Origin of the sequence: Paenibacillus sp. FSL K6-0108 (genome assembly GCF_045040695.1) — a bacterium.
Taxonomy (GTDB): Bacteria; Bacillota; Bacilli; order Paenibacillales; family Paenibacillaceae; genus Paenibacillus; species Paenibacillus pabuli_B.
Genome location: NZ_CP150288.1, coordinates 3837969 through 3855735, shown reverse-complemented (window position 1 = coordinate 3855735; position 17767 = coordinate 3837969). Strand labels below are relative to the sequence as shown.

The following is a 17767-nucleotide window of genomic DNA, read 5'->3' as shown; positions in this document are numbered from 1 at the left end:
AATTCAGGCTTAATCTAAGATTCACTAAAGTATTGAGCATCAAACTTATTCTTATTTCGGTATTTTTTCGGTGTCAGACCGGTATAGCGCTTGAAAATTTTGATGAAGTGGTTCTGATCATAGAAGTTGAGTTTGGTGGCGATGGCAGTTATGGGTTCAGAGGTCAGCTCCAGAAGTTTCTTCGCTTCATCTACCTTTTCTTGTTGAATGAATTGGGTGATGGTCACACCTGTTTCTTTCTTGAACAATTGGGACAAATAGTTTTCATGCAAACTTACGAGATCCGATAGAACGGCTAGGGGTATACTTTCATATAAGTGATTGAAAATATATTCCTGGCAAGTCGCAATAGATTTGGAAAGGTGTTTGCGTTTACTTTCGTATACCCGATCTACAAAGTCTATTAATGTAGCGCCGATGGCAGAGACCACTTTATTATATTCATGCAGATCCTCAACACGCTCGATATGAAGATCACTAACGGTATAAGCAACTTCTGGATAAAGTCCCCCTTCAATTGCGGCCCGGGTAGCAAGGGCTGTAACATATACGCCAAGATTTTTGATCTTACGCAATTGATTGTAATTGGATAAGATACCGGGTCCATCATGGTTAACGGATAACGTCATATTGTAAAAAGCCGTTTTATCCCCGTTTCGGATGGATCTCAGCAATTGCTTCTCAATCTCAAATACGCCACGGAATTCCAGTAACTCTCGCCGATCCGAGATTGCGATTGCGGCTTGGTTGCTTGATTCGGCTTGATGTTCGAATTGAACATACTTTTCGGTAATGTCGGTTAGATCCAGCATGATTCCATTGAATAAATGGAAAGCCAAAATTCCGATATGATTAAGACGTTTTGTTGAGTAGAGAGCAGTTGCTGCAAATATGAAATCCACACCGGTGTCACGCCGTATCCAAATTCACTTAACAAGGCATTAATAATCTCATTATTCATCGGGATAACAGTAGACGGACCAATCAAGACAATTGCCTCCATATCACCGTTACGAAGCAGCGGAATAATAACAAAGGATTCGCCAAAATTGGTTGTATGAATAATGGGTACATGTAAAGGCTGCTGAACTTGCTGCTTTAATAACATAACCAGTTCAGAATGGTGTTCAAAAGGTGGGTTGCTCTCTATTGCTTCTATGCCAAATGAATGGATCTGACTATCATTTATTCTTGTATAAGAGACAGGTAATTGTATGGTTTCGAATAGCAACGAACATGAAGTTTCAATACACTGGTGGTCTTGGTCTGTTCTCACCTCGAATCACATCCTACACATCATAAATAGATACTCTTTTCATAAGAAACATACCATAAAGTGTACGAATTAAGTATTAAAATGAGTTACATATTCCAATCGAGGTGATTAAACTGACAACATTCTCTGAAAACTCAAAATTAGGTGAATTGCTTTCCAATGAAACAGCAGTCAATGTTCTGGAGAAATACCTTCTGGGGATCTCTACAAGTCCGATGGTCAGCATGGGGAAGGGTTTCACTCTGAAGAAACTTAGCGCTATTCCGCAAGCAAATATTTCTGATGAACTCCTAGACAATAAGGCTTGACAAACATTAGCTGGTTTTTTGTTTTAAGGTACTAAGTTCTTGTCCCAAGCTAAGGACAAGAACTTAGTACCTTTGCCGAAAAGGACAAGAACATTGTGTCTTTCCAGATTAGGTGATTATCTAAATAGTATCATGATGGAGATCATGTGGCTAGATAAAACCATTTATGAAACAAGACCTCGCTTGTATAACGATTTTTTTGTTTCAGGAACTAGGTTTTTTGGACCAAAGGCAAAGAACTAGTTCATTGTTGAAAAGGTTAAGAATACGGTACCATGCTGATAAGATTCTTTATCGGTTTCTTTAAGCTAACGGGCAGTTTAGTTGAATAATGAGATAGATCAATAAGAGTTGAATACATATTAATCGTATGTTCGTCGAGAATCCGAGTAAAATACAGTAACCTAAAAAGGCAGCATGATGCAAGACAGTTTCACATTTTTAATAAACTTGCTGCCTCAACAGGCCACTTTATTCCTTATCTTGGTGCTTTTAGTGATAGTCAGTTCCCTGGTCAGGAAGCTGTTCTCACTTGCTGCCGGCGAGGCCGCCGGCGCTACTAAGTAAGTTGGATCGGTAATCAACCTCATGTCGATGGGGCTATGTCAGGGCCGTTCAATGCCTGCGAAGATGCGCAGGACTTCGGCCGCACGGGCAGAGGGATCGAATGGTGAGTTGCCAATCCCATGTGTGACAGGTTCCGTGGTCACGGAGTCCCAAAGACGTTCGTGTTTGCCTGCGGCAAAGTCGAGGAGGGCGTCGCGGACGAGGTTATCCCGGATCGCTTGCTCTCCGCTATGTCGGGGGCGTTGCTGGCCGACGATGCCGTTCATCTCCGTGCCGTGTACCGCTGGCGCACCCTCGACAGGACCAACGGCGAGCAGGTGGGCTTTTCCGCCTGCAGCGGCGTGGGCGAGTGCGGCACGGGCTGCGGGTAGGGTATAGATGTAGTCGGTCAAGAGCGCCCCGCGTACTTCGACTGGAGTGCGACCTTTGACGTCGTAGGCGGCGACGATATCCCGAGCACGGCTTCGAGGGATCCGAGACTTCGTTACCAACTCGTCAACAAGGTTGTCGATGCTGCCCGGGTCGAACTGCTCGGTCGCGTTAATAACCCACCAGTCTGCCTCATTCGTCGCCGTGCTAAAGAGAATGTCGACATCGTGGTGACGCCCGGATTCGAGAATTCGCAGCGGTGTGTCGACGAGAACGCCACCGGTCTGAGAGTGATCGTTCACGATGCCAATCGTCGTGTTGTCGATGCCGTTTCGGTCGCCGATGTCACGTGGGCCAACCTTGAAGAGCGTCTCAGAGAGGAGCTTTCCATCCAGGGTTAGCAGTTGTTCGGGATCGTCCGTGATGCCAAGTTCGGTGAGAAACTTGTTCGCTAGTTCTTCAGCCCACCAAGCAGGAACGATCCGGGAGGCGCCGCCGGAGAACGCAGCGAGTCGCTGGTAGAGTCCGTCAGCCGCCGGCGCTGCGAGGAGCGCTATCGAGGAGAACGCGCCGGCGCTGTGCCCGGTGACGGTGACATTCTGAGGGTCGCCACCGAAGCGAGCGATGTTCTCCTGCACCCATCTAAGCGCAGTGATGATGTCCTGTAGGCCGAGGTTGGTGGCGTCCGCGAACGCGCCACCGTATTGGGAGAGCGAGAGCCAGCCGAAAGGGCCGAGCCGGTAGTTCAGGGACACCCCAATGGCGCGGCCGGTGGCTGCGAGGCCTGAGGCGTTTGAGGTAGTCTGTGTGTTTGCGCCGCGTTCGAAGCCTCCACCGTAGATGTAGACGATCACGGGGAGCGGTTCGTCGCCAGCTTCTTTTGGTGCCCAGACGTTGAGGTTCAGGCAGTCCTCGCTTAATCCGTTGTCGGCCTCCAACCAGCTATTGTCGCCGGGTTGCAACGGTGCGGGTCCCTTTTGGTCGTATGGAAGATCCGGGTTGAATGGTAGCAAGATGGAGCGGCGGAAGCGTTCTGCGCTGGCGTAGGGGATGCCCAGCCAGGAGCGGATCGCTCGGGCAGTGGTATCCGTGTTATTCGTGTGATCATTCTTTCCGTTAAGAGCGTTGTCAGGTTTCATTTGTATTTCTCCTTTCATAGGTGAAGCGGTATGATCATTTTAGGCCATTATTTATAATAAGGAAAGGTTAAATCCAGACTTGATATGACATATTTAGGACATGGAAGTAAATACCATATGCCTTAGAGTGATTATGGATGCTGTGTTGGTGTGTACACGTCCAACATGAGGGAAGATATCTTGGATGTCGCAGCTACCGACCATAGAAAATTACAGGTTGTTAACATGTGGTTCATTGACTGATGTAGGGATAATTATTCCGCTTTGTTTTTTAACTGTTTAGGATTGATTTTACGTTTCCTAAAAGGCGTATATCCCCCTGAATACATTGATCCTGCCTGAAATCCCAGGGATTTCGCAAAATGAAGCGGATTACATTCCTTATACGGATCCATTAAATTTAACATAATTTGGGCACATGCCCGGGCGTCATCGAGAGCGTTATGGTGATTTAAGCTTATACCGAAATGGTTTGAGATCATATTTAGTTTATGGGAGGATAGCTCTTGTAGCAGCTTTTTCCCAATTCTGTACGTACATAAATATTGTATCTCTGGATAGCTTTTTTCAGCGGCATCTAAGCAATACCTTAATACGCTTATATCAAAAACAGCATTATGTGCAATAATAATTTCTCCAGATACTAATGGTTCAATGGTTGTCCAAAGTTCTTTAAATATAGGTTGCTTGTCAACCATGGAAGGTGTAATACCATGGATGGCAATATTCATTCGATTAAACGGCTGTTGTGGATCAATTAGCCATTCATATTCACCAGTTACAATCCCATCTCTAACTTGAACTAAACCCAGAGAGCACGCACTCGATCGGTTTAAGTTTGCAGTTTCAAAATCAATAGCTGTAAAATTCAATAGTTCATTCTCCTTTATTTTCCTATCCACAAGAGTAGGGTAGGACCCGACTATTTAAATACTTTTCCTTTTAAGGGATACACCTTATCGGAAGAAACAAATATCATTTCTTCGGGAAAAAACTTTTTAAAATACTTTTTCACTCTAAGGTGTATGTCCAACTGATACCATTCAGACAACTCGTTCTCTTTAAACAAAAATGGCATACCTAAGCGCTCGGAGCGTTTCCCCCTTGTTCCATCTCCAATGTTAAGTGTGTCGATGTAGATCCGATCAACGATAGACTCCAGTGTTTTAGGAAAATCGGGTGTGAATGGAAGAACAGGCGAAATGGAAGCTTGGGTAGCAATTCCAACGTTATTCACTTCTTTTAATGCCTTCAAGCGTAATTTAATACCTGGAGCATGGGGAGCGAACAATCGTTTCATATCTTCCCGATCTGTTTCTATAGTCATGGAGACAAGGACCTCACATTTTTGATTTAGTTCAAGTAAGAGATCTAGATCCCTTACGACAAGAGGACTTCTTGTTTGTATCTGAAGGAAATTTGGAGGGTGTTTGATCATTTCCTCTATAATAGAGCGAGTTAGTTGCGTCTTCCGTTCCAGTGGTTGATAGGGATCTGTTGCAGTAGATAAAAAAAGATTAATGGATTTATTTCTTCGGCAGAGATTGATTATCTCATTCCGATAATTATCGGCCGCATTTGTTTTGATGCTTACCCACTCTCCCCATGGAGTATCACTATACCTTTGAATAGGCATTTCTCTAACGTAGCAATACCTACATCCAAAAGCACAACCACTATACGGATTTAATGAATGTGTGAAACCGACAGAGGAATCTCCTTTCATTTCAGTTAAGATTTTTTTTGCTGTTATACTATTAACCTGCATGTTAGCCTCCTTTATTGTGAATGCTGAACCTCAATTAAATTAAAGAGCTATCTAATAACGTGAAAATTTAATTTACGGATAATATGTGCTGCGTTGCTGAGACAACAACGTAACATTTTTTTTAGTTAAATTAAGTTAGAACCATACCACTAAAATTTGATAACACGACTAAACTTTGTCCTGAGGTATTGCACATCAGAATTGTGTGTCACTTTGACCCACTACAAGTTTGTTTCGTTCTAAAAATGTGATATGATCATTTTAGGTCATTAATTAGATATGATGAAGGCAAAAATGGGATATTTAATGATATTTTAAGGACATTTTTATTTATCGAATGCTTTTAAGGGAGGTTGCTGTGAACGTTGGATTCATTCAAACAGGAAAATAAAATAAGACCTCTTATTTATAAACCAGTGTTTTCTTATCCATATGATATGGAGATTTTTAGTGTATCTTCTCTCAAAGAGCGAACCCCAGAGGAAAGTATGAAAATCACTTATCGTTATGAGTTTTATATGCTCATTTGTGTCACCGAAGGAATTTGTACTCAATGGATCGATTTCGAGCCCATCCCTTGTAAGGAAGGAACTTTGATAGTCGTAACACCTGGACAAGTCCATAATTTTGGAAACGATGAGAACTGGGATGGATGGGTTATTCTTTTCCGTGAGGAATTTCTTCTTCCTACTTCACTTACGTTGAACGAACTCAATTTAACGTTTGATATTGGCAGAACCCCTAAGGGTTTAACGCTAAATACTACCGAGCTGCAGCGAGCAAACACGTTGATAGAGCAAATGGTTCAAGACTCCTTAATTCAAGTAGCTAAAGAAGATGTTCATATTTTGTTACGGTTTCAGCTTTATGCATTTGTAGCTTGGCTTAACCTCATTCAAAAACAAAAAAAAATTCCTTCTACTTCTCAGGTCTCACAAAAGTTTTTAAAGTTTCAAGAATTAGTGGAGAAAAATTATGCCCAATTAAATCATGTAAGTGACTATGCAGCCCTTTTAAATTGCACAGAAAAAACGTTAACACGAGTTACAGTCTCAGCTGTTGGAATAAGTGCTAAAGCTTTCATATCAGCTCGAATTAGTCTCGAAGCTAAACGTTTGTTAATGCATACAGATTACTTGATTAGCGACATTGCAGAAATGCTTAACTTCCAAGAAACGACTCACTTTAGTAAATTTTTTAAACGGGAAACTGGCTTTACGCCTGTAGAATTCCGAAAGCAGAACCTTTAATTATATATTTTTAATTATGCCTAAAGTACATGAATGGGGAACACCTCTAAAAGAACTTGGTATAACCATTACAAGAGTTTTAAGGACACACATTTGTTGTTCAAAAGGGAGTGATACTGTGATACAAGGAACATTATTTGATAATGAACATGATCGACCGTTGGCTAATCGCGTGCGTCCTCAATCATTGGAGGACTTTATAGGACAAAAACATTTACTTGGCCCTGGAAAAGTTCTGCAAGATATGATTAAAAATGATCAAGTGTCTTCTATGATATTTTGGGGTCCTCCAGGTGTTGGCAAAACAACACTAGCTAAAATTATTGCTAATCAAACCAAGTCTAAGTTTATTGATTTTAGTGCTGTAACTAGCGGTATTAAAGATATCCGGAATGTAATGAAGGAAGCTGAGGGGAACAGGCAGCTAGGGGAGAAAACCCTTTTATTCATCGATGAAATTCACCGCTTCAACAAGGCACAGCAAGATGCTTTTCTTCCGTATGTGGAAAAAGGAAGCATTATTCTCATCGGTGCGACTACTGAAAACCCATCGTTTGAAGTTAACTCAGCCTTGTTATCTCGGAGCAAAGTATTTGTCCTTCAACAATTAAGCAGTGAAGATATTGTTGAATTATTAAAAAAAGCGATTTTGGATCCTAAAGGATACGGAGATCAGAAGATCAGTTTTGAAGAGGGGGTACTTTCTGCTATCGCAGAATATTCAAATGGCGATGCCAGAGTGGCGCTAAACACCTTAGAAATGGCTGTGCTAAATGGAGAGAAACAAGATGAAGCCATTCTAATTAGCAAAGAAGGGCTGCTTCAAATTATTCATCGGAAATCACTTTTATATGATAAAGATGGTGAAGAACACTACAATATCATCTCTGCATTGCATAAATCCATGCGAAATAGTGATGTGAATGCATCTATTTATTGGTTGTCACGAATGTTGGAATCAGGTGAAGATCCTTTATTTATCGCTCGTAGGCTGGTTAGGTTTGCAAGTGAGGACGTAGGTTTGGCAGACAATAGGGCATTGGAAATCACTGTTTCGGTATTTCAAGCCTGTCAATTGATAGGAATGCCAGAGTGTGATGTTCATCTAACACAAGCCGTTATTTATCTGACTCTGGCTCCTAAATCGAATTCCGCTTACTTGGCTTATCGCTATGCGAAAAAAGATGCCTTACATTCCATGAGTGAACCTGTCCCATTGCAACTTCGGAATGCTCCAACGAAGCTTATGAAAGAGCTGAATTATGGGAAAGGGTATCAGTACGCCCATGACACAGAAGAAAAGCTAACAACCATGCAGACTATGCCCGATTCCCTGATCGGACGCGAATATTACCATCCGACAACACAAGGGTCTGAATTTAAAATTAAACAAAGGATGGAAGAAATTTCAGCATGGCACAAGCAGAACAACAATCAAAAATGATAGATAACTTTTGTAAATAGGAGAAAATCACTTGTACTGTCGAGGGACAAGAACATGTTCCCATTGAAGTCGCTATTTTAGCGGCTTTTTTTATTTTATCGGTACAAGTTCTTGTCGCAAGCCAAGGACAAGAACTTGTACCGATTGCCGTATTGGACAAGAAAATGGTCCCATTCCCGATTAGGTGTGTATCTAATCGTTATTTGCCCGTTAATTCATTAAGCTAACGGGCAGGTTAGTTTAATAATAGTAGTTAATCATTTTCTCTTTATGGATGATTGAAATGAATACTATTCGCTCAGAAAACCCAGTCAGCAAAAAACACAATAAGACTGGAGATAACAAATTGCTATTTAGTATACTTACCTCACTTGGAGTAACGTACAGCAATTTTCTGATGAATCGGATATTTCAGTATGGGCAGCCGATGATGTAAAGATGGCTATGGAACAGAAATTAGTAAAAGGATATCCAGATAATACTTTCAAGCCATGATGCTTACCAAAACGACCCATCCGCCTGCAGGCGCCAATCCGCTGGCCATCATGCTGGGCGGAACCGGCTGGTCGTTCCTGTTCATGCCGGTGTTTGACGGGTTCGATTCTGATCGTGCTGGTCGCGCTGGTGATCAACAATCTTGATAAATTGCGCAGATATCCAACCTTTTGGTATTGATGCTTGGAACATGTTGGATTTAACTTGAACCGATACAGAACGTGCAAAGAAAGAGGACTTACATCCGTGAAGTTCTCTTTTTTGTTTTCTGCATTCGCAGTGCCCTAGTGTGATTGATCCGTGTAGTTTCTAGAGTTGAGGACGGATATACATACTTGAACTTACGTCTTTGGACTATATATCAAAATAGTGATAATATACGTCAAAATATAGGGAGATTGTAAAGAAAAATATCAATATCATTACATTTGTGTTATAACAATGGAATCAACAGGATCGTTAACGGCGATCACGAACACAGATGGAGGAAAGAATTGAAATGGCTACATTATTGCTCATCTTGATTTACCTTGCATTCATCGGACTCGGACTTCCGGATGCGCTGCTTGGCAGCGCATGGTCCGTCATGAAGCAGGATATCGGCGCCACGACGGAAATGGCGGGTTACATCTCATTAACCGTTTCCTTCTGTACCGTCATCTCCAGTTTGTTTGCAAGCAGATTGTTGCACAGGCTGGGCACGGGAAAAGTCACGCTCATCAGCATTTTGTTCACAACGTTGGCGCTGCTTGGCTTTTCGGCTTCAAGCGAATTTGTGTTTTTGATCCTCTTGGCCATTCCGTTGGGACTTGGCGCTGGGTGCGTGGATGCGGCATTGAGCAATTACGTCGCATTGCATTTCAAAGCAAAGCATATGAGCTGGCTGCATTGTTTTTGGGGGATTGGGGCCATGACGGGTCCGTTTGTCATGTCCTTTTGGCTGACCCGTGGAAACAACTGGCGTGCAGGATACTTCACAGTCGGCATGCTTCTGCTGGTAATCGTCATCGCACTGCTGGCATCGTTGCCGTTATGGCGGATATACGAAAAAGGGAGTATCGAAGAGAGCGATGCGCAAAAGCTGGTCAGCAACAGGGAAGCCGTGCGCATTCGCGGCGTAAAATCGTCCATGCTGGCCATGCTTTGTTACAACGGGTCGGAGACCGCTGCCGGATTGTGGATCGCTTCCTTTTTGATCGCGGGCAAAGGGCTTGATCCCGCTAAGGCAGCTGCCTATACGTCCCTTTTCTATATCGGAATCATTATCGGCCGTGTCTTTTCGGGATTTCTTTCGACGAGCGTTTCGAGCAAAAACCTGATACGATATGGCGGGCTTATCGGTTGCTTCGGCCTGCTTGTCCTTGTTTTGCCTGTGTCGCATTGGGGTGCGGCAGGCGCTTTGTTCATTGTCGGCATGGGCGGTGCGCCGATCTATCCAAGCATCGTCCATGCTACGCCGGAGCGGTTTGGAGAAAAGGCCTCATCCAGTGTGATTGGACTGCAGATGGCGAGCGCATACACGGGTTCCACGCTTATTCCGTTAATGACGGGCATGGTGGCCGGCCGATTCGGGATGTCCTGGGTACCCGTCATTCTGCTCGTGCTCTTCGGTGTTATGTTCGTTGCTACTGAAACGGCGAACAGAGCTCGTAAGATGGGGATCCGCTGACGGTTGCTCATCCGGAAAGAGGCCGTTTTATGATCGCTCCAACGTTGATGGGGTAACAACGACGCACATGCGTACGCCTCAGCCAGTCAAGACGAACCGAGCAATGACAAACTCAAAGATAGCGATTCGTAGCCTTCCGGCGGGCGTTTTTTTCGATTTTCACCTAAAAATCGGTATAATGGAGGGATTATTACATAAGATAGAATTCAAATGGCAAAAATGGCAGATGGATGAGATTGCGGTCGAGCTGTCGAGGGACAAGAACATTGTTCCATTCAAGTCGCTCTTATAGCGGCTTTTTATTTTATCGGTACAAGTTCTTGTCCCGAGCAAAAGACAAGAACTTGTACCGATAACCGGAATGGACAAGAACATAGTCCTATTGCCGATTAAGTTCATATCTAAATACAAAGCGATTTAATTAACTCTAATAAGCAGCATACTCCAGAACAGTTTTCACATTCATTATGAAACAAATGACTCGATAAGAGTTATTACACGCGTAGATAGGTAATAAGAAAGCGAAATATTGGTACTGACAAGCTATTCAGGACAAGAATATGTTCCGATTACCGATTAGATATAAATCTAAATAAAAAATATATGTAGCCAAAACTTAAATAGCAATATATGAAGCAAGGTTATAAACTTCTTATGTTCAAAATGACTTGAGAAGAGGATAAACATGAGCAGATAAGACTACGCGATGTTTGAGAAGAATTAATTAATGGTGGCAAGAGGTACGAAGGAAGCAACAGCCAGTGAGATGACAAAGTGGTTTAACACCAACTACCACTATATTGTACTTGAATTGATCAATACTGTACCGGTTTTGACGGAGAACCGTCCTTTAGAGGCTTATCGCGAAGCCAAGGAAAAACTTGGTATTGAGGGGAAATTGTTTGTCCACTGACCTTTTTGAAATTATCAAAAGGGTATGCCGAAAACGAAACAGATGTATGGCTAGATCTTTTAATCCCCATTTATGTTCAGATCCTTCAGGAGCTTGAGAAGGAGGGCGTTACATGGGTACAAATGGATGAACCCATCGTTGTAGCGAACCTTCATGAAGCAGACTTAGAACGATTAAATAAAACTATAGCGTATTCGCAGAAGCTGTCCCTTCTCTTCATATCATGTTTCAGTCGTACTTTGAATCCATCGAAAACTATCTCAACATCATTTCACTGCCAGTAGAAGGAATTGGAATGGATATGGCTCACGGCTTACACGGTAATATGACCTCCATTCGGAAACACGGTTTCCCTAACGATAAAGTACTGGGAGCTGGAGTCATTGATGGAAGAGGTATCTGGCGTGCTGATCTAAACCAAAAGCAGCATTTACTGCAAGAGTTGGTTAGTCTTGTATCCACAGACCGTTTGATTATTCAATCCTCCTGCAGTTTGTTACATGTGCCTGTGTCGAAAGAAACCGAGTCAAAACTTGAAGAAGAACTTTTGGGTGCCTTGGCCTTTGCAGATGAAAAGTTAGATGAAATTGTGCTACTAACCAAGGCTATCCCACATGCAGATCAAGTGGTCCGTGATTCGTTTAATGTTGCAGATACAGCCCTTGAATTATTAAAGAGCGCTAAAGCTCGAAATCGTTACGATGTGCAAGGAGGAAAAATTAGAGAATAAATTTAGTCATGCATCTTAGAAAAAACGCGAGGGGAATATCACATGAGTTTATTTGAAGGAAACAAAAAAAAGTATTACCGAGGATTATCGCTTTTTCTGGCAATCACAATTGCCGTTCAAACAATTCCAACGGAAGCGCTGAAGGCAAATGCAGCAAGTTCTGTTCCAGCTACTCTATCAAAAAAAATCACCACATCTAGAGTTGAACTGGAGGATCGTCGGACCCAGGATTCGGAGACATTTCTGAATTCAAACGGAACATTGACAACACAAATATATCAAGAGCCCATTCATTATAAAAGTAACAACAATAAATGGAGTAGATTTGATAATAATTTGATTGTGGATACTAACAATAACGTCATAAAAAATAAATCAAACGATTTTGAAGTAAAGTTTCAAAAGCGCAATTTAGACAAAAATCTAGTTACCATTGGTATGGATGGTTTATCCATTGTGATGGACCCCGCATCACAATCTGACAATCTAGACTCTGGATTTGTTAAAAATTCCCATGAAGGTGCTGCTTCTTACAAGAATAATAAGTTAAGTTTCAATAACTTGTATGACAACACCAATATAAATTACACAGTTGAGGACCGCAAATTAAAGGAAGATATTGTTCTGGATAAGGCACCTTCCGCTTCCTCGCCAGTAAAGTTCACATATAAATTCAAAATAAAAGGTTTGGGTATGGAACAAGATAGTACCGGGAAAATCTATTTTGTTGATAAGAAAAGCCACTTAAAAGTCTTTTATATTGAACAACCGTTTATGTATGATTCCTATATTCCAGAAGGGTACAAGAAGATAGAACAATCTGATGATATTCCTGAGGAAGCACGTTCCTATGACGTGAATATGAAATTGGTTAAACGAGGCTCTACATATTTTGTTGACATCATTCCTGACCGAGCCTGGCTTGAAAATCCTAAGAGGGTCTATCCCGTAACGATTGATCCTACAATTATCCGGTTTCAGCCAAATGCAGCCGACGGGAATGACACCAACATCCGCAGTTATTTCCCAACACAAACCGGTGGAACCGAAACCTCATTAGGCGTTGGATTATACAAAGACTCCACGCAAAACAATGTCATTCGATCTTTATTAAAGTTTAATGTTTCATCGATTCCAGTGGGTGCAAATATCTTAAGCGCCGATGTGAATTTATGGCTTTCCAGCGTGGCTAATGACACTAATGTTGAAATTGGTGCATACGAACTAAGCAAGTCCTGGTTAGAGGAAAGCACAAATTGGAACACCACAAATGGAACAACAGCTTGGACTAATAAGGGGGGCGACTACAAAAGCACTTTATTAGATTCAAATCAAGTTAGTTATCTAACTGATCTTGGGGTTAATTATAAATGGGATGTCACAAATCAAATTGATAAATGGAGAAGTGCAAACTACGGAATTTTGTTGAAAAGTTTATCTGAATCTACAAACTCGTATAAAAAGTTTATTTCGAGCGATTCTACATTGAATGCAACGAATCGCCCAATGCTGTCTGTTACGTATTTTAACGGGAGTCGTCTTGGGCTTGAAAAGTATTGGACATACGATAGCCATGACTTGGTCGGTGGTCGAAGCTATACGAATATGACTACAGGTAACAATGTTATCCAATATAATGACCTAAGCCTAAAAGGCCGTGGTGGTATGGGAGTTGACTTTACAAGAACCTATAATTCGAAAGCATTAGAAGATTCCCCACTCGGATATGGTTGGTCTTATTCGGGCAGCGAAGCTATTATGGAGCGTTATGACCGGAGTAAATTGGTCTATAAAGATTCTGACGGTACCTATCATGAATTCACCTATAATTCAACTTCCGATAGTTACCAATCTCCGCCGGGAACTTATTTAAAAATCACACGAACCACCGAATCATACGGAGCCGTTAATGGTTATGACTTAACTTATAAAGATGGTACAAAATTGCATTTTGATGCAAATGGTGATAGTTATACAGAAGTGTATACCGGAAAGTTGTTGTATGAACAAGATCTCCATGGAAATAAAATATCATATGGATATAACAGCTCAAACCAACTTACTTCTATAACAGATCCTAGCAATCGGGTCACTACGATGAATTACAATGTATCAGGGAAAATTTCTAATATCACAGATTTCGTTGGTCGTAAAATTAACTACGGGTATGATACCGCTGGCAATCTGGCAAATGTTGATGCTTATTTAGATGCAACCAATTATCGAATAACCAAGTTTTCCTACGATTCGAGCCATCACTTAACGACAGTCACAGATCCAAGTGGACGGAAAACGTCATTTACGTACAATAATGAATTATTGCAGAAGGTACAAGAACCTTTTGGTGAGGGAGCAAATGCTGATTTAGCAAGTCGACCTGGAACCACATATTCATATGATTTACCGAATTTTGTGTCAACAGCTACGGATCGGAATGGAAATACAACGACATATAATTCGAATTCGAATTATGTGGTAACCCAAATAACCGACTCGTTATCAAGGGTCACCCGCTTTGCTTTGGATGATAATTATAACAAGCTGGTAATTACTGATCCGAAAGGTAATGATACCATTAACACGTATGACCTCAATGGTAACATTACAAGTACAATGGATCCAGAACAACATAAGGAAATCTCGACATATGATAGTTATAGTAACCGCACGAGTTATACGGATGCCATAAATCAAAAGACGACCTATGAATTCAATATATTTGGTGATTTTCTTAAAGTTACAAATCCATTATTGCAAAGCACGAGTTATACCTATGACTCGTATGGAAATAGAACGTCTTCAACGGATGCTGATGATAATAAAACAGTCTACAAATATGATTCACAAGGGATCAATCAAGTTATTAGTGAAGATGCAGCGAATCAATTCACCACGATGGAATATAACGGTGCAGACCAATTGGTAAAAGTAACGGAGCCAAATGGACATGTCTCAAATTATCAGTATAATTGGCTTGATGAACTCGAGAATCTAGATGAAAGAATTTCAGCCAGTGCTTCCACGCCCGAAATGGTTTATGATCCTACGTATGATTCGAATGGAAATATTATATCGATAAAAGACACTGTACTAGGTGCTAGCCAAACAACCAACTACGATCATACAGCGACAAATGATGTTAAAAGTCAGGTAGTACAAAGTTCACCTCAAGTTGCTTATCAATATGACAACAATCAAAATTTGATTGCCTGGAACCCACAGAATGGATGGGGGCAAGGAATGTCTTTCTCTTATGATAAAGCAAATCAACTTAAACAAGTCAAGGATTCTAACCAAAAAACTATAGAAGATCTTAGTTATGATCCGAATGGCAATGTCACTTCAGTCCAACGGACAGATGCCGATGGTGTAGTCCAATCTCTAACGTATGATAATACGAATAGACTCAAGAATGTTGATTACAAAAAAGGGACAACATTATTATGGGGATACTCTTATGATCTTGATTCGAATGGACGAATCAAAACCGTAACAAATAACCTATCATCCTCATCTAGTTACGAATTTGATGAGACTGGTCGTTTGAAAAATTATACGGATAATACAGGGACAACGAGTTATTCTTATGACAACACCAGTAATCGTTTAACGATGACAAATGCTACTGGAGTTACCAAATACACGTATAATAATTTGAACCAATTAACGAATGTAAATGGACCCAATGGTACTCTGAACTACTCGTATAACGAAAAAGGCCAACTCACTGAACAAGGTAGTATTCATATTGAATGGAATACGGATGACAAGCTGTCCAAAGAAACACAACCAGACGGTAGCTCCGTTGAGTTCCGCTATAATGCTAAGGGGCAACGGACTGAGAAAATAGTAAAAAGCAGTACTGGTTCTATCCTTAATGACTACAAATACCAGTATGAAGATAGTACAGGAAATCTTATTGTAGAAAACAATATTACAACAGGATTAAATGTATCATATTCGTATGATGTTTTGGGTAAGCGGGTAAGTCAAACACAGAATGGAAAAACGTATTATTATAATTATGATGGACACGGAAATGTAGTAGGATTAACCGATATTAATGGTAATATCGTTTCCAGCTATTCATATGACCCTTGGGGTAATTTAACTAGTAAGACAGGAACTTTATATAATCCATTCACTTATAGTGGTTATTACTTCGATGAAGAAACGGATATGTTTTACCTATTCAACCGATATTACGACCCACAAGATGGTCGTTTTATTAGCCAAGATAATGTTGAGCCAATCGATTCAAATTTGTACATTTATGCTGCCAATGATCCAATTAACAGTGTTGATCCTAATGGAGATTTTGCATGGGCACTTGGTGTGTATGCGATACCAGGTGTGGGTGAAGTCGCTTTGGGCGTAACTGCAGCAGTAGGACTTGGTATAGCGGCAGGATATGGAATTAAAAAAGGATATCAGTATTTCGCAAATAGAGACAAAATGGCTAAGAACGATAGAATGAGAGGGAGCGAGGCGAAAAAAAGAGAAAAGAAACAAATAAATGATAAATTTGGTTCAAGGTCTCAAAGGGAAAAAAGTACAAAAGAATTACACCGAGATAAAAGAGATCAAAGAAATGATAACAATAGAAGTTGGAATGATTTGGACATGTATAGATGATTAATTATCAATTGATCTTAGTATTTTTGACCTCAACAACTTATTTGTTGGGGTCAATATTATAAAAAGGAGATGCAAAAAAATGACTTTTTTTGAACAAGGGGAAGAGTACTATGCAGAAGGTAATTATGATGCAGCATTAGTTTACTTTAAAAAAGCTCTCAATGATAATATAGATACCCAAGATACACTGAATTACATGGGAAGATGTCTTACAGAGTTAAAAGAATATAATGCCGCAATTGAAGTTTACGACAGGGCAATTAGACTATTCCCTACATGGGAAAGATTATACTTTAATAAAGGTTATGTCTATTTACAATTAGGCAATATTGAAGATGCATTAATTTTTTGTAAACGTGCAGTAATGATAAACTCAAATTCTGAAGATGCTCTGTATTATCTTGCCCTTTGTTATCAAAAAAAGGAGGAATTTAAGAAAGCAATAGAATACTATCAAAAATCATTAGCACTTAATACTAATCAAGAAGAGGCCCATATTAACCTAGGATTAATTTTTCATGAATTGGGCAATAATCAAGAAGCGCTCGAAGAATTTCATTGGGCTTTACAGATAGATCCATCATCAACTAATGCAATGTATAACAAAGCATTAGTGTTAAAGCATATGGGAAAAAAAGAGGAAGCTATTATCTATTTTAAAAAGATCCTAATATCAGAACCTGAAGATTACGATGTAAGGTTACAAATCGCAAAAATTTATCTTGAAGAAAATCAATTTGAATTAACAGCATATTATTTAGATTCAATATTAAGTTTTGATCCAAATAATACTGTTGCGCTTTATTTCAAAGGTAAGTTGCTTGAGAGGCAAGGCAATTATGAGACCTCAATTAAACTATTAGAACATGCCTCATCATTAGACCCGATTGATATAGATATTTTGTTACTATTAGCTCAAATTTATAGTTTGATCCATTTAATAGAAAAAGAAAGAGCTTGTTACATCCGCATCTTAAAAATTGACCCTGAAAATATAATTGCAAAAAATAAATTGGCATAAAGTATTGAAACAATGAAAGAAACTGAATGAGTACGAATGACATCATAAAGTTACCTACCAATATCCAAATTTGCTCCGTTAATTAAAGACAAAGGGCAATGCGTATTCTGTGAATCGACGTCAAAAACCGCAAAATTTAAAGGTCACGAAGTATGCAAGGTATAGAAACAACTTTGTTTC

Annotated in this window: 13 protein-coding genes and 2 pseudogenes; 10 read left to right on the top strand and 5 right to left on the bottom strand. The window is 40.5% G+C overall.

Annotated features, from left to right (window positions below; all coding sequences use genetic code 11):
- Window positions 1-14: 14 nt before the first annotated feature.
- Both MHB49_RS17405 and MHB49_RS17400 read right to left on the bottom strand, forming a co-directional pair.
- Window positions 15-812, bottom strand: coding sequence for a helix-turn-helix domain-containing protein (locus tag MHB49_RS17405; protein ID WP_405152311.1), 798 nt, complete (start codon window positions 810-812; stop codon window positions 15-17).
- Window positions 800-1276 carry a hypothetical protein gene (locus tag MHB49_RS17400; protein WP_405152310.1) on the bottom strand — a complete coding sequence of 159 codons (477 nt, stop codon included), beginning with the start codon at window positions 1274-1276 and terminating at the stop codon, window positions 800-802. Before MHB49_RS17400 ends, MHB49_RS17405 begins: the two co-directional genes overlap by 13 nt.
- 104 nt (window positions 1277-1380) lie before the next feature.
- On the opposite strand from MHB49_RS17400, the gene MHB49_RS17395 reads away from it, so the two are divergent.
- Complete coding sequence (locus MHB49_RS17395) at window positions 1381-1584, top strand: hypothetical protein (protein WP_405152309.1); 204 nt, start codon at window positions 1381-1383, stop codon at window positions 1582-1584.
- 605 nt (window positions 1585-2189) lie between these two features.
- Here MHB49_RS17395 and MHB49_RS17390 read toward each other — a convergent pair.
- The 3 genes from MHB49_RS17390 to MHB49_RS17380 form a co-directional block, all read right to left on the bottom strand.
- Window positions 2190-3659 (bottom strand): carboxylesterase family protein, encoded by a 1470-nt coding sequence (locus MHB49_RS17390; protein WP_405152308.1) that lies wholly within the window; start codon window positions 3657-3659, stop codon window positions 2190-2192.
- Between the two features lie 254 nt (window positions 3660-3913).
- The gene (locus MHB49_RS17385) at window positions 3914-4531 is read right to left on the bottom strand and encodes a 3'-5' exonuclease (RefSeq protein WP_405152307.1); all 618 of its coding nucleotides are present in this window, start codon (window positions 4529-4531) and stop codon (window positions 3914-3916) included.
- Between the two features lie 50 nt (window positions 4532-4581).
- Complete coding sequence (locus MHB49_RS17380) at window positions 4582-5427, bottom strand: radical SAM protein (RefSeq protein ID WP_405152306.1); 846 nt, start codon at window positions 5425-5427, stop codon at window positions 4582-4584.
- A gap of 365 nt (window positions 5428-5792) precedes the next feature.
- Between MHB49_RS17380 and MHB49_RS17375 the strand changes: the two genes are divergently transcribed.
- From MHB49_RS17375 to MHB49_RS17335, 9 genes and pseudogenes are all read left to right on the top strand, one after another.
- The gene (locus tag MHB49_RS17375) at window positions 5793-6677 is read left to right on the top strand and encodes an AraC family transcriptional regulator (RefSeq protein WP_405152305.1); all 885 of its coding nucleotides are present in this window, start codon (window positions 5793-5795) and stop codon (window positions 6675-6677) included.
- A gap of 118 nt (window positions 6678-6795) precedes the next feature.
- A complete protein-coding gene (locus MHB49_RS17370) occupies window positions 6796-8121 on the top strand; it encodes a replication-associated recombination protein A (RefSeq protein WP_405157161.1) in 1326 nt (441 codons plus the stop codon).
- 408 nt (window positions 8122-8529) lie between these two features.
- Window positions 8530-8616: an S-layer homology domain-containing protein gene (locus MHB49_RS17365; protein WP_405157160.1), complete on the top strand. Its 87-nt coding sequence runs from the start codon at window positions 8530-8532 to the stop codon at window positions 8614-8616.
- A pseudogene (locus MHB49_RS17360) lies at window positions 8613-8796 on the top strand (HPP family protein); the annotation flags it as partial. The gene MHB49_RS17365 and the pseudogene MHB49_RS17360, both read left to right, overlap by 4 nt.
- 319 nt (window positions 8797-9115) lie before the next feature.
- Window positions 9116-10285 (top strand): MFS transporter, encoded by a 1170-nt coding sequence (locus MHB49_RS17355; RefSeq protein ID WP_405152304.1) that lies wholly within the window; start codon window positions 9116-9118, stop codon window positions 10283-10285.
- Window positions 10286-11012: 727 nt separating this feature from the next.
- Window positions 11013-11482 (top strand): annotated as a pseudogene (locus tag MHB49_RS17350) (hypothetical protein).
- Window positions 11422-11928, top strand: coding sequence for a hypothetical protein (locus MHB49_RS17345; RefSeq protein WP_405152303.1), 507 nt, complete (start codon window positions 11422-11424; stop codon window positions 11926-11928). Before MHB49_RS17350 ends, MHB49_RS17345 begins: the two are co-directional and overlap by 61 nt.
- Before the next feature lie 42 nt (window positions 11929-11970).
- Window positions 11971-16563 (top strand): DNRLRE domain-containing protein, encoded by a 4593-nt coding sequence (locus MHB49_RS17340; RefSeq protein ID WP_405152302.1) that lies wholly within the window; start codon window positions 11971-11973, stop codon window positions 16561-16563.
- An 82-nt stretch (window positions 16564-16645) separates the two neighbouring features.
- Window positions 16646-17587, top strand: a complete 942-nt coding sequence (locus MHB49_RS17335) for a tetratricopeptide repeat protein (protein ID WP_063563818.1) — start codon at window positions 16646-16648, stop codon at window positions 17585-17587.
- The last annotated feature ends 180 nt before the right edge of the window (window positions 17588-17767 follow it).

What these genes read in the sequence shown, in the direction of transcription:
- MHB49_RS17355 (WP_405152304.1), top strand. Translation starts at nt 9,116, where the DNA reads ATGGCTACATTATTGCTCATCTTGATTTACCTTGCATTCATCGGACTC.
- MHB49_RS17390 (WP_405152308.1), bottom strand. Translation starts at nt 3,659, where the DNA reads ATGAAACCTGACAACGCTCTTAACGGAAAGAATGATCACACGAATAAC.
- MHB49_RS17405 (WP_405152311.1), bottom strand. Translation starts at nt 812, where the DNA reads ATGCTGGATCTAACCGACATTACCGAAAAGTATGTTCAATTCGAACAT.
- MHB49_RS17345 (WP_405152303.1), top strand. Translation starts at nt 11,422, where the DNA reads ATGTTTCAGTCGTACTTTGAATCCATCGAAAACTATCTCAACATCATT.
- MHB49_RS17335 (WP_063563818.1), top strand. Translation starts at nt 16,646, where the DNA reads ATGACTTTTTTTGAACAAGGGGAAGAGTACTATGCAGAAGGTAATTAT.
- MHB49_RS17380 (WP_405152306.1), bottom strand. Translation starts at nt 5,427, where the DNA reads ATGCAGGTTAATAGTATAACAGCAAAAAAAATCTTAACTGAAATGAAA.
- MHB49_RS17340 (WP_405152302.1), top strand. Translation starts at nt 11,971, where the DNA reads ATGAGTTTATTTGAAGGAAACAAAAAAAAGTATTACCGAGGATTATCG.